This is a genomic window from Sphingobium sp. WCS2017Hpa-17 (assembly GCF_031843765.1).
GTDB lineage: Bacteria > Pseudomonadota > Alphaproteobacteria > Sphingomonadales > Sphingomonadaceae > Sphingobium.
This window is the reverse complement of the sequence record NZ_JAVTIV010000045.1, coordinates 1-9,258: the sequence shown is the minus strand read 5'-3', so window position 1 is coordinate 9,258 and position 9,258 is coordinate 1. Positions and strand designations below refer to the sequence as shown.

Annotated in this window: 22 protein-coding genes; 15 read left to right on the top strand and 7 right to left on the bottom strand. The window is 60.9% G+C overall.

What is annotated here, in order from left to right; all coding sequences use genetic code 11:
* Positions 1-16 precede the first annotated feature (16 nt).
* From RQH62_RS24565 to RQH62_RS24545, 5 genes are all read right to left on the bottom strand, one after another.
* Positions 17-217 carry a hypothetical protein gene (locus RQH62_RS24565; RefSeq protein ID WP_311271278.1) on the bottom strand — a complete coding sequence of 67 codons (201 nt, stop codon included), beginning with the start codon at positions 215-217 and terminating at the stop codon, positions 17-19.
* 3 nt (positions 218-220) lie between these two features.
* Entirely contained in the window at positions 221-622 is a 402-nt protein-coding gene (locus tag RQH62_RS24560) for a hypothetical protein (protein ID WP_311271277.1), read from the bottom strand.
* A 3-nt stretch (positions 623-625) separates the two neighbouring features.
* Positions 626-1,024, bottom strand: coding sequence for a hypothetical protein (locus RQH62_RS24555; RefSeq protein ID WP_311271276.1), 399 nt, complete (start codon positions 1,022-1,024; stop codon positions 626-628).
* A gap of 240 nt (positions 1,025-1,264) precedes the next feature.
* Positions 1,265-1,471 carry a hypothetical protein gene (locus RQH62_RS24550; protein ID WP_311271275.1) on the bottom strand — a complete coding sequence of 69 codons (207 nt, stop codon included), beginning with the start codon at positions 1,469-1,471 and terminating at the stop codon, positions 1,265-1,267.
* The gene (locus RQH62_RS24545) at positions 1,468-1,686 is read right to left on the bottom strand and encodes a hypothetical protein (RefSeq protein WP_311271274.1); all 219 of its coding nucleotides are present in this window, start codon (positions 1,684-1,686) and stop codon (positions 1,468-1,470) included. Before RQH62_RS24545 ends, RQH62_RS24550 begins: the two co-directional genes overlap by 4 nt.
* A 65-nt stretch (positions 1,687-1,751) precedes the next feature.
* On the opposite strand from RQH62_RS24545, the gene RQH62_RS24540 reads away from it, so the two are divergent.
* From RQH62_RS24540 to RQH62_RS24530, 3 genes are all read left to right on the top strand, one after another.
* The gene (locus RQH62_RS24540; RefSeq protein ID WP_311271273.1) at positions 1,752-2,465 is read left to right on the top strand and encodes a S24 family peptidase; all 714 of its coding nucleotides are present in this window, start codon (positions 1,752-1,754) and stop codon (positions 2,463-2,465) included.
* 445 nt (positions 2,466-2,910) lie between these two features.
* Positions 2,911-3,183 carry a hypothetical protein gene (locus tag RQH62_RS24535; protein ID WP_311271272.1) on the top strand — a complete coding sequence of 91 codons (273 nt, stop codon included), beginning with the start codon at positions 2,911-2,913 and terminating at the stop codon, positions 3,181-3,183.
* A gap of 2 nt (positions 3,184-3,185) precedes the next feature.
* A complete protein-coding gene (locus RQH62_RS24530) occupies positions 3,186-3,590 on the top strand; it encodes an HIRAN domain-containing protein (RefSeq protein ID WP_311271271.1) in 405 nt (134 codons plus the stop codon).
* Between the two features lie 63 nt (positions 3,591-3,653).
* Here RQH62_RS24530 and RQH62_RS24525 read toward each other — a convergent pair whose 3' ends face one another.
* Positions 3,654-3,953 (bottom strand): hypothetical protein, encoded by a 300-nt coding sequence (locus RQH62_RS24525; protein WP_311271270.1) that lies wholly within the window; start codon positions 3,951-3,953, stop codon positions 3,654-3,656.
* Positions 3,954-3,998: 45 nt separating this feature from the next.
* Here RQH62_RS24525 and RQH62_RS24520 point away from each other — a divergent pair, with 45 nt between their 5' ends.
* The 7 genes from RQH62_RS24520 to RQH62_RS24490 all read left to right on the top strand — a co-directional run bounded on the left by RQH62_RS24520 (position 3,999) and on the right by RQH62_RS24490 (position 7,197).
* On the top strand, positions 3,999-4,310 hold the full coding sequence (locus tag RQH62_RS24520) for a hypothetical protein (protein WP_311271269.1): 312 nt from the start codon (positions 3,999-4,001) through the stop codon (positions 4,308-4,310).
* Between the two features lies 1 nt (position 4,311).
* A complete protein-coding gene (locus tag RQH62_RS24515) occupies positions 4,312-4,704 on the top strand; it encodes a hypothetical protein (protein WP_311271268.1) in 393 nt (130 codons plus the stop codon).
* Between the two features lie 83 nt (positions 4,705-4,787).
* Positions 4,788-4,967: a hypothetical protein gene (locus RQH62_RS24510; RefSeq protein WP_311271267.1), complete on the top strand. Its 180-nt coding sequence runs from the start codon at positions 4,788-4,790 to the stop codon at positions 4,965-4,967.
* Positions 4,964-5,155 (top strand): hypothetical protein, encoded by a 192-nt coding sequence (locus tag RQH62_RS24505; RefSeq protein WP_311271266.1) that lies wholly within the window; start codon positions 4,964-4,966, stop codon positions 5,153-5,155. Before RQH62_RS24510 ends, RQH62_RS24505 begins: the two co-directional genes overlap by 4 nt.
* Positions 5,152-5,469 carry a hypothetical protein gene (locus RQH62_RS24500; protein WP_311271265.1) on the top strand — a complete coding sequence of 106 codons (318 nt, stop codon included), beginning with the start codon at positions 5,152-5,154 and terminating at the stop codon, positions 5,467-5,469. The genes RQH62_RS24505 and RQH62_RS24500 overlap by 4 nt, the downstream gene beginning before the upstream one ends.
* Entirely contained in the window at positions 5,462-6,214 is a 753-nt protein-coding gene (locus RQH62_RS24495) for a hypothetical protein (RefSeq protein ID WP_311271264.1), read from the top strand. Before RQH62_RS24500 ends, RQH62_RS24495 begins: the two co-directional genes overlap by 8 nt.
* Before the next feature lie 11 nt (positions 6,215-6,225).
* Positions 6,226-7,197 carry a hypothetical protein gene (locus RQH62_RS24490; RefSeq protein WP_311271263.1) on the top strand — a complete coding sequence of 324 codons (972 nt, stop codon included), beginning with the start codon at positions 6,226-6,228 and terminating at the stop codon, positions 7,195-7,197.
* A gap of 65 nt (positions 7,198-7,262) precedes the next feature.
* On the opposite strand, the gene RQH62_RS24485 is transcribed toward RQH62_RS24490, so the two are convergent.
* A complete protein-coding gene (locus RQH62_RS24485) occupies positions 7,263-7,502 on the bottom strand; it encodes a hypothetical protein (RefSeq protein ID WP_311271262.1) in 240 nt (79 codons plus the stop codon).
* Between RQH62_RS24485 and RQH62_RS25015 the strand changes: the two genes are divergently transcribed.
* The 5 genes from RQH62_RS25015 to RQH62_RS24465 are packed head-to-tail and all read left to right on the top strand — an operon-like array spanning position 7,437 to position 9,206.
* The gene (locus tag RQH62_RS25015) at positions 7,437-7,691 is read left to right on the top strand and encodes an HNH endonuclease signature motif containing protein (RefSeq protein WP_405053596.1); all 255 of its coding nucleotides are present in this window, start codon (positions 7,437-7,439) and stop codon (positions 7,689-7,691) included. The genes RQH62_RS24485 and RQH62_RS25015 overlap by 66 nt on opposite strands.
* Complete coding sequence (gene ssb, locus RQH62_RS24480; RefSeq protein WP_311271261.1) at positions 7,676-8,152, top strand: single-stranded DNA-binding protein; 477 nt, start codon at positions 7,676-7,678, stop codon at positions 8,150-8,152. The genes RQH62_RS25015 and ssb overlap by 16 nt, the downstream gene beginning before the upstream one ends.
* Positions 8,152-8,490 (top strand): putative HNHc nuclease, encoded by a 339-nt coding sequence (locus RQH62_RS24475; RefSeq protein WP_311271260.1) that lies wholly within the window; start codon positions 8,152-8,154, stop codon positions 8,488-8,490. Before ssb ends, RQH62_RS24475 begins: the two co-directional genes overlap by 1 nt.
* Complete coding sequence (locus RQH62_RS24470) at positions 8,483-8,893, top strand: recombination protein NinB (protein WP_311271242.1); 411 nt, start codon at positions 8,483-8,485, stop codon at positions 8,891-8,893. The genes RQH62_RS24475 and RQH62_RS24470 overlap by 8 nt, the downstream gene beginning before the upstream one ends.
* Before the next feature lie 16 nt (positions 8,894-8,909).
* Positions 8,910-9,206, top strand: coding sequence for a hypothetical protein (locus RQH62_RS24465; protein ID WP_311271259.1), 297 nt, complete (start codon positions 8,910-8,912; stop codon positions 9,204-9,206).
* Positions 9,207-9,258 lie beyond the last annotated feature (52 nt).

Sequence of the window (9,258 nt, the reverse complement as noted above, 5' to 3'; positions counted from 1 at the left end):
ATTTGCGGGTTGCGGGTCATGCAGAAGCCCTTTCATGAACATGATCGGAAACATTGGCGAGCGAACCACCAGCGACCATGGCAGGACGCCCGCCTTCACCGGCGCTAGGGGCGGCGGCTATGGGGATGAATTGGAGCGGTTCAACCACGGTGCAGCCTTCGCATTCTGCGATCAGGTACGGCGTGGTGCGCAGACGGTGGGCGAGGCTGTCGGGCATGCGCTATGCCGCCTCGCTGAACATATCGAGTTGAGCGGGGGCGACCGTCAGGCTTTCGAGCCATTCGCGAACCGCAGCGGCATGGCGATCGTCGTTGCGCTCCAAGCGCCGGATCAATCCACCGGCGGCATGTGCGATCGCAGCGGCGCGGCTCGTAAAGTCCGGCTCACGGTGGCGCTTCATCAGTGGTTCGCCGCCACCGCCATTCCCGACAGTGTAGTCAGCAGCCGACAGCCAGACGCCATCGACGCTCAGAACCGATATTTCGACATACAGCAGGTAGTTTTTGCTGCCCGGCCAGCGGATGACTTCGCCGTCCTCCTTGGCATAGACGCCATGTTCGTTCGGCACGGGCGCGGCCTTCCCCTCGCCACCGCAGCCACCCGCGTTGTTGAGCGCGTTCATGGCTTACTCGCCCTCCGCCACAGGAGAGAAGCCGGCGGCGATATCGACATGCGAGAATATGCTACCGTTCCATTCAGCATCGGAGCAGGAGCAGAGCAGCTTTTCGCAGGCATCGCAGGACTTGAACCGGTCGTGAAACTCAGCCCAGCCATGCGCATCGACGTGCGCGGCCCAAGCAGCTTTATCGATGACGCGCTGACCGTCATGCGCTTCGGGTGGCGCAGATTTAGCGGCCCGGCCAATGAACGCCATGAAGTCCGCATTGGACTTGGCGCGGCAATAGGCGCGGGCCGCATGGATCGTCTCAGGCAAGCCGACCGACCGCAGAAACGCCGCATAGAATGGATTTACGCTCTCGCCGTCAAACTCCTGACCGAGGCGCTGGAGGTCGAGGAGGGTCATTGGCCAGCCCTCCGTGCTACAGTCGCGCGGAAGGGAGATTCGCGATGGACCCAGCTACTAGCCTTGCCCTGCGAGCCATTGTTTCCGGGCTTCACTATGCGGGCACTATCGACCAGAGACATGTCACGGCGATTGTGGACGCGCTTGGCGATGCAGCCGACAAGGCGAAGGCTTCTCACGGACCCGGCGCGGAATACCACCTGCGCGAGTTGGCTGCGGCTGTTGCGAGGGACGGTCAGGTCAGCGGACATCGTTGATCCAACCCGCCCACTGGCTGTGCATGATTTCGCGGAATTTTTCGGTGGGGTGGGCCGACGATACCACGGTGAAATTCACGGCTTCTTCGCGGGCTATGCGGCGTATTTTCGCGACGTTTGGGCGCGTCATCCACAGATGCATGGCCAATGCCCAGCCACTCAGGGCGAAGCCGAGGACGATCGCGCTCATGCTGCCACCGCCTTGGCCAGCGTCTCGAACGAGACAGCCTTTCCCTGCTCGCCAGCTACCGCCGCGATGTGCGACCAGTATTTTGACGGGATGGACCGGCCAGCGAGCGTCCATGACCGGACGGTCACATCTGCCACGACCACACCGCGAGAACGCAGCGCGTCCCCGACTGCTTTCGCGCCGCCAAGGGCCTTGATGGTATCGCTATGTTCCATGTCGCATAGCGCTATCAAACGTAGCGCTTCATTGCAACATGATTTGTAGCGTCGTGGCGTGCAACATGGCGGTGATGAGTAAACCGCCTATTGATTCTCCACATGAGCGCTTGGTCTGGGCGCGCGAGCAAGCCGGGTTCGGCGATAAGGCCGATTTCGCGCGTGCGGTTGGCGTGAATCCAACCACCTATCGAGCCTATGAAAACGGGCAAAATGGGTTTGCCAAATATGCAGCGCTCTTCGCAAGGCGTTTGGGCGTGACGGCGGAATGGCTGCTGGAGGGTGGCTCAACGCCCGCAATCTCGGAGGCAATTAAGAGCCATGCGAAGGCCGAGATCGAGGATCGCTACCCTAAGTTCGAAGAGACAGACGACGTAGAAATCCAGCAATGGGATATCGCATACGGCATGGGCGCCGGGGGCTATCTGGACATTCCCGTCACCGGCGAAACCTACCGCTTTTCCGAAAGCTGGATCAGGCAGTTCACGCGCGCGCCTGCAAGCAAGCTGTTCTTCGCGACCGGGACGGGCGATTCCATGTCCCCGACGATCTTGGACAGCGATATCGTTCTGATCGACACCTCAGAGCATGAGGTCCGCATGGCCGATCGCATCTGGGCGGCGGCTTATGGGCAGGCGGGCATTATCAAGCGCCTGCGCCCGATGCCGAACGGCAGCGTGAAAATCATGTCCGATAACCAAAGCGTACCGCCAGAAACCGCATATGACGGTGAACTGCATGTCGTCGGTCGCGTCGTGGCTATCGTGCGTAAGATGTGAGGGGCGATATGTCTGAAGAAAATAATGCACCACCTACGCCCAATGTGAACGATCCGACATTAATGAGTGTCGAAGAACGAGAAAAGGTAGTTGCGCTCCTAAACGAGAAAATACCAGGAGGTGGGAAGTGTCCGGTATGTCCAACTGGTTCATTTACTCTTGGGAATCATTACGTAACACCGACTGTGCTAAATCCTAACCAAGGCGTTTTTTTGGGTGGCGCGAATTATCCAAGCGTATTGTTGATTTGCGGGGATTGTGGGCACATGAGATTCCATAACGCCCTTATATTGGGCGTTCTTGATTCAGGTGCATGATGAGCGAACCTTCACTGTCAACTATTGTGCCATTCAGAACTGCGCAGGGCGTCAAGCTCACCACTGATGGCGCAGCCAAAGTGCCAGCGAGCTTGAAATCTGGCGGAGGAGGGGGCACATCGTCTGGTATGAGTGATGATGCAATAAAGCCTCGGGTGGACTTCCTTCACACAGCTTTTCTTTGGCTGGCTGGCATTATCATAACGGGCTTGCTCGCCATTTTGGGCGTGTCTGTCACCATGTCGAACAATACGAATGGGCGCATCGACAAAGTTGCTGATTCTGTTTCAACCATGAACAGAGAGAATGGGGAGCAGTCCGCGTCTCAGGCTGAGACAAACCGTCGACTTGATCGCATCGAGGGTAAAATCGACCAACTCCTGGAGCGCAAAGGCCGCTAATTGTGCGCCACCTCTCCCTCGCTGTCGTCGGCGCTGACCATCACAACAAGTCAGGCCCGACGCGGCGGTTCGAGATAGCGATGTGCAGTCCCGGCGAGCCGGTAGAGCTTCGCCACGAACCCAAGAACCCTGCCGACAGTAACGCGATCGCGGTCTATTCCGCGCGCGGCATCCAGATCGGCTATGTCCGCGCCGAACGCGCGCCGTTGGTCTTGCTTGCCATGGGCCGGGCAGGGGCTTCAGCCATCTTCCAACAGAAAGAGCGATGGGGCGCAACCATCCGCGCCCACCTCGACGGCAGCGAGCCAGTCTTGCCGCCGATTGCCGACTCGCGTGCCGCTGATTGGCCGCCTCCGGGGAGCGAGGACGCCGGCTGGTGGCCGGATGAGATTTATCCCGACGAATAAATCATAGCGCTACGCTACAAAACATGTTGACACGCTACAAAAGATAGCGTTATTTGACCTCCATCAGCCGGCCAGCCCAACCGCTCCCGGCTTCTGATGGAGGAAGTGATGACTGGCGCAGATGAACTGACGATCCTCGATAAGAGCTGGAACGTAGTTTTCACGGGCAGCGAGAAGGCTTGTCACAAGTTTGTCGCCGACTGCCGGGCGCTCGGCCTGCGTGTCGTTGGCGATGTTGTCCATGCAAGTAAGCGTGAGATCGAGCAGCGCATTTTCGCCGCCATGATCGAGCCGGCCCGCGATGAGCGCCGAATCCAACAGCAAATAGAACGCGCAGCCTGATCTCCCCAGACCGCGCGCCATCCCCCGGTGCGCGGCGAGGCTGAGATGAGTTTCTTGGAGGTTCTTATGAGCGCCGATTTGAAGCATACGCCGGGCGACTGGCGCATGGGCCGCACCTCAACTCGTGAAAGTGCCCTCGTAGGGCCTTCGGGTTCTGTGATCGCCTACGCCGCATGGGATGGCGGTTCGGGCTGCCACCTTGCGATCCCGAACGAGGCGGACGAGCGCCTGATCGTCGCCGCGCCGGAATTGCTGGAAGCGCTCACGGACGCAATGGAAGCGCTCGCCATGTGCCGGCCGCAGACCGGCCATGGTGCACGCTGCCAGTCCGATGCGATGCTCAAGGCCCGCGCCGCCATCGCCAAAGCGGGAGCCTGACATGCCCCGCTCCGACTTCGCAACAAGCGCAGAATACCACGCCGACGCGGCCAACCGTGCAGCAGCGCTCATCAAGACGACGGTCGCCCGCATCGACGCGGCAATCTCCATGCTGGAGGCCAATCGCCACCGCTGCGGGCCGATGACGTTCAATGCGGTTCGTGACGAGCTGGTGCGCGGGCGCCGTGCTTATCTCGCGCTGACCGATCGCGTTGACGCCGATGGCGCGGACATCTGCGGCCAGTGGGGCAAGAACGGTCGCCTGTCGCAGGTGGACACGCTGGTCGAGCAGGTGGACCGCATTTCGCGGGCAGGGGTATACGTGCCCTATGTGCCGCCCGCGATGGCGGTGAAGGCTATGCGGGCTGACCGTGGGCTGGAGTTGGTGCGGTGAGCGCCGTGGATAACCCCAGCGCGTTCCCGCTGCCTGATGAGCGTATGCCTGATGGATCTGGAATCCGTGAGGGTTCGCCCGGCATGACCCTGCGCGACTGGTTCGCTGGGCAGGCTATCGGGTCGGTCGTTCGCCAGTGCGCTGGTGACGCGGCTTTCGGATACCCGGAGGGTGTCGAAAGCATGGAGCAGCTTTTCGCGCAGAAGGCCTTTGCCATTGCAGACGCCATGCTGGCCCAGCGCTCGAAAGGCGGCGCAGCATGAGGATCAACGCCATCAACATGCTGAACCAAGCCGCGAAGGCTATCAGCAAAGAGGGTCGAAAGTTCGCTTACGACTATTCGCTGCAACAGCTCGCCGAGCATCTGGGCGACGTCCGTGACGGCAAGCACACGTGGGAAGAATTCGCGGAATTCTACTGCCTGACTGAGCGCGATCGGAGGGCGAAATGACCCCCACCAACGACAACCACCGCACCAAATGCGGCTACTGCGAGGACATCGTAACGGGTCCGTGCGCGCATCCGAGGTGTCCGGTGAAGGAGAGCTTCAACATGGACAGGTTCGCATATTTCGAGCGCGCGGTTCGCCGCCTCAATCCCTTGCCTGCCCAGCGCCGCGAATGGGCTGAGCAGGACGCCATTCTGCATCAGCGCCTCGCTGCCATGGCTGAGTGCGATGCCAACGCTGCATGGATCATCAGCGCTGCCGAGGCTGGCCGGGCCGATCCTGATCCGTTTTTCTCGAAAGGCCAGAACCATGACTGACGCCGTGTCGGCGCTCGCCAAGTTGCGCGAGCCTTTTGCCGCCAACCACATCAGCAAATTGCCGAAGCCGACCAAGGCGCAAACCGAAGCCGTGCGCGCCGACTTCAAGAAGGGCGTCCGCTGCAAGGATTGCGGTAGCTGGCATCATCCCGACGTTGTTCACCTCGACTATGTCGGCCACGCCGCCCTGACCGACCGGCTGCTGGACACCGATCCCCTATGGTCGTGGGAGCCTGTCGCATTTCGCGATGGCCTTCCCGCCTTCGACCAGACTGGCGGCCTCTGGATCAAGTTGACCGTCTGCGGCGTCACCCGGCTTGGATATGGCCACGCGGCGTCCAAGCAGGGCGTCGATCCCGGCGCGCGGGAAAAGGAGGTCATTGGCGATGCGCTGCGCAATGCCGCGATGCGCTTCGGTGCGGCGCTCGATCTCTGGCACAAGGGCGATCTCCACGGCGATGAGGCTGCTGACGAAAAGCAGGATAGCGGCCAGTCCGATCGCCAGAAGGTGGAGCGCATCACGCCAGCGCAGGAAATCATGCTTGAGGACAAGATGCGGGAAGCCGGGGTTGATCCGGCAAAGTTCCTCGCGCCTTCCGACGTATCCTGCGCTCGCGATCTGCCCGCCGGGCATTTCGCTGCCGCCATGAAGTCGCTGAACGACCGGATCACCAAGGCGAGCAAGCAGCAGCGCCAGCAAAGCCATTCGCCCAGCGCCGATCTGGATGACGAAATCCCTTACTGAAAGGACCGACCATGACGATGTATCTTTCGAGCAAAGGGGCGGTCCCTATCGCCACCATGCCGTTCCCTTACGCCACCAACGCGCTCAAGAAGCTGAACCGGGAAAGCCCGGAGCGTATCGAAGAAATCAAGGCCCTCACTGAGCATATCGCCAAGCTGGAAGCGGAAGGCCCCGACAACTCGCGCGCCGTCGTAGGCGATAATCAGCCGCCCGAAGAAGTCGCACCTACGGACAAGATATCTGGACGGGCGGCGATCGATGCGCATGTTTCCGACCTTCTGACCGAGGCCGTCAATTGGGCCGATGGCGTTGCGATCGAGAACGAGGGGCAGGCGGCCGAAGTTGGCAAGCTGTATCGCTCGCTCCAACAGGCCGCCGATCTGGTTAAGGACAATGCCGCGACCGAGAAGAAGCCGCATAACGACGCGGTTACCGAAATTCAGGCATGGAACAATGGCTATGTCGCCAAGGGCCTCAAGGGTACGCCAGACGGCACCTTGACGAAGGCTATCGCCGCCACCGGCAGGCTGTCGACTGCTTGGATGACAAAGCAGGAGGATGAGCGGAAGGCGCGCGAGAAAATTGCCGCCGACGCCGCGTTGGCCGCTGCCAAGGAGGCCATGGCGCTGCGAGAAGAGGCTAAGGAAACCACCGATATTGCGGTGATGGATCGCGCCGAGGATGCCCTGGCCGACGCAAAAGCGCTCCTGCGGCAGGCCGATGGAGTGGCCAAGGAAAAGGTGAGGGTTGATGCTGGGCAGGGCGTTCGCGCAGTTGGCCTTCGCTCTATCTGGCATGCCGACCTGATCGACGGGCCGAATAGCTGGGCACTCGCTTACGGCCACTACAAGCACAACCCGGAGTTCATGGCCGAATTTCACGCGCTGATAAAGCGCTGGGCTGACCGGGACGCCAAAATCGAGGCCCACCGTGGCGCTGGCGTTCCCGGCTTCAACTTCCGTGAAGAAAAGGTGGCAGCATAATGGACCAGTCCAAGTCCTGCGAGGTGTGCGGAGCCTCATACGCCCGCCGCGCGCGGGACAGCCAGTCACAGTGGGAGGCTCGGCAGTTCTGTTCGTGCGCCTGCGCCAATAAAGTCAAAAAGGCGAAACCGATTTCGGCTGCGCTTCTCCGCAACTTGGCAGGCGATCGGTGCATAGTCTGGGGCGGAACCTTCAATGGTCACGGCTATGGCGTCGTCCAGCATGATGGCAAGCGGTGGATGGCGCATCGTCTGGCTTACGTGCTGGCTTACGGTGAACTCGATGATGATCAGGTTGTCTGTCATCGCTGCGACAACCCCAGCTGCGTAAATCCGAAGCATCTGTTCGCCGGAACCCAAGCTGACAACGCTCAGGACATGGCCCGAAAGGGCCGAATGAGCCCGTCATCCATCCTTAATCTTCGCCCCGGCAAGCGCGGCTTCCACGGCGCGGGGCCACTTTCTCGAAAGGAACTCGCATGGCGGGCTCAGTGAATAAGGTCATTTTGGTCGGAAATCTTGGTTCTGATCCAGAAGTTAAATCCTTCGCCAGCGGCGGCAAAATCGCAAATCTTAGGATCGCGACCACCGAGAGCTGGAAGGATAAGCAGTCCGGCGAACGTAAAACCAAAACAGAGTGGCACAGCGTCACCATCATGGGTGACGGACTGGTCGGGGTTGCTGAACGTTTCCTGCGCAAGGGCAGCAAGGTCTATGTCGAAGGCCAGCTGCGCACGCGCAAGTGGCAGGACCAGTCGGGAGCCGATCGCTACAGCACCGAGGTTGTCTTGTCCGGTCCCGGCGCGGTCCTGACCATGCTGGATAGCCCGAATGCCGGGCAGGGCGGCCAGCGTGATCTGACGCATCAGAACCAGAACGGTTTCGGCGGTGGCAGTCGTGGCGGCTTTGGCGGCTACGACGATCTTGATGACGACTTCGTGCCGGGGTTCGACTGATGCTGCCGCGCCGGATTCCGAAATCGCCTAAGCGCTCCACCCGCTGGAGGTCGCAGGCGCATTGCTCCTTCGTTCGCGCGCACGCTTGCAGCGCCTGCGCCTCCACGGCGGCGATCGAGGTCGCGCATGTGCGCACCGGAACCGGCGCAGGCATGGGCCAGAAACCGCACGATTACTGGACGATATCGCTGTGCCGCGATTGCCACGCAACGCAGCACCGCATCGGCGAAACCACATTCGAGCGGATGCACAACATCAACATGAAGGCGCTGGCGGAAGAGTTTGCCGCCAAGTCCCCGCGCCGGGTCGAGATCATGGAGGTAAAGCGCAATGGCTGAAACTCAGGGACAGACAATCATCCTGACCAGTGATTATCGCCGCATGGAGGCGCATCGCTTGATCGAGAAGGTGCCTGCGGGCGCGGTGCTGAATATCCGCCCTGCGCGCCGCACCAACGACCAGAACGCCCTTATGTGGGCGCTCCTGTCGCAGATCAGCCGGGCACGGCCCGAAGGTCGGGAGTGCACCCCTGATGTCTGGAAAGCCCTCTTCATGCACGCGCTCGATCATACCCAGCGCTTTGAGCAAGCGCTGGACGGGAAGGGGATGGTCCCGGTCGGCTTCCGGTCCTCCAAGCTGACGAAGGCGCAGTTCAGCGACTTGATCGAAATCATCCACGAATATGCGGCGCGGCACGGTGTCCCGCTGTCCGATGAAATTCACCCAGCCCGCGCGGCTTAACCCAGGGAGACGAGAAATGTTCTGGAACAAGAAACCGGCAGAGCCAACGATTACGATGGCCGAGCATGTGCGCATTGTTGCCGAGAAGGTCGGAGAGGCGCGGAAGGATCTGCAATCCAGCCTGAACGCCTTGCAAATTCGCGGGAATAGCTGGCGGGATTCGGCGTTCAAGTCGGCGCGGAAGATCGAAGCCCTCGAAACCGAACTGGCCGACCTCAAAGCCAAGCGCGCCCGCTCGAACGGCAACCTCATCCCCGGCGGCCCGAAGAAGAAGGCTGCGGTCATGGCTGAGCGGGCGGGGAGTGTGGGGTGATGGAAGGTCCGCGTCAAATCACGCTGGAGCAATTCCACGCCGACATCAAAGC

Excerpts from the sequence above, each read along its gene's own strand:
- RQH62_RS24565 (WP_311271278.1), bottom strand. The coding sequence starts at position 217 with ATGCCCGACAGCCTCGCCCACCGTCTGCGCACCACGCCGTACCTGATC.
- RQH62_RS24560 (WP_311271277.1), bottom strand. The coding sequence starts at position 622 with ATGAACGCGCTCAACAACGCGGGTGGCTGCGGTGGCGAGGGGAAGGCC.
- RQH62_RS24555 (WP_311271276.1), bottom strand. The coding sequence starts at position 1,024 with ATGACCCTCCTCGACCTCCAGCGCCTCGGTCAGGAGTTTGACGGCGAG.
- RQH62_RS24550 (WP_311271275.1), bottom strand. The coding sequence starts at position 1,471 with ATGAGCGCGATCGTCCTCGGCTTCGCCCTGAGTGGCTGGGCATTGGCC.
- RQH62_RS24545 (WP_311271274.1), bottom strand. The coding sequence starts at position 1,686 with ATGGAACATAGCGATACCATCAAGGCCCTTGGCGGCGCGAAAGCAGTC.
- RQH62_RS24540 (WP_311271273.1), top strand. The coding sequence starts at position 1,752 with ATGGCGGTGATGAGTAAACCGCCTATTGATTCTCCACATGAGCGCTTG.
- RQH62_RS24535 (WP_311271272.1), top strand. The coding sequence starts at position 2,911 with ATGAGTGATGATGCAATAAAGCCTCGGGTGGACTTCCTTCACACAGCT.
- RQH62_RS24525 (WP_311271270.1), bottom strand. The coding sequence starts at position 3,953 with ATGGCGCGCGGTCTGGGGAGATCAGGCTGCGCGTTCTATTTGCTGTTG.
- RQH62_RS24520 (WP_311271269.1), top strand. The coding sequence starts at position 3,999 with ATGAGCGCCGATTTGAAGCATACGCCGGGCGACTGGCGCATGGGCCGC.
- RQH62_RS24515 (WP_311271268.1), top strand. The coding sequence starts at position 4,312 with ATGCCCCGCTCCGACTTCGCAACAAGCGCAGAATACCACGCCGACGCG.
- RQH62_RS24510 (WP_311271267.1), top strand. The coding sequence starts at position 4,788 with ATGACCCTGCGCGACTGGTTCGCTGGGCAGGCTATCGGGTCGGTCGTT.
- RQH62_RS24505 (WP_311271266.1), top strand. The coding sequence starts at position 4,964 with ATGAGGATCAACGCCATCAACATGCTGAACCAAGCCGCGAAGGCTATC.
- RQH62_RS24500 (WP_311271265.1), top strand. The coding sequence starts at position 5,152 with ATGACCCCCACCAACGACAACCACCGCACCAAATGCGGCTACTGCGAG.
- RQH62_RS24495 (WP_311271264.1), top strand. The coding sequence starts at position 5,462 with ATGACTGACGCCGTGTCGGCGCTCGCCAAGTTGCGCGAGCCTTTTGCC.
- RQH62_RS24490 (WP_311271263.1), top strand. The coding sequence starts at position 6,226 with ATGACGATGTATCTTTCGAGCAAAGGGGCGGTCCCTATCGCCACCATG.
- RQH62_RS25015 (WP_405053596.1), top strand. The coding sequence starts at position 7,437 with ATGGCGCATCGTCTGGCTTACGTGCTGGCTTACGGTGAACTCGATGAT.
- RQH62_RS24485 (WP_311271262.1), bottom strand. The coding sequence starts at position 7,502 with ATGACAGACAACCTGATCATCATCGAGTTCACCGTAAGCCAGCACGTA.
- ssb (WP_311271261.1), top strand. The coding sequence starts at position 7,676 with ATGGCGGGCTCAGTGAATAAGGTCATTTTGGTCGGAAATCTTGGTTCT.
- RQH62_RS24475 (WP_311271260.1), top strand. The coding sequence starts at position 8,152 with ATGCTGCCGCGCCGGATTCCGAAATCGCCTAAGCGCTCCACCCGCTGG.
- RQH62_RS24470 (WP_311271242.1), top strand. The coding sequence starts at position 8,483 with ATGGCTGAAACTCAGGGACAGACAATCATCCTGACCAGTGATTATCGC.
- RQH62_RS24465 (WP_311271259.1), top strand. The coding sequence starts at position 8,910 with ATGTTCTGGAACAAGAAACCGGCAGAGCCAACGATTACGATGGCCGAG.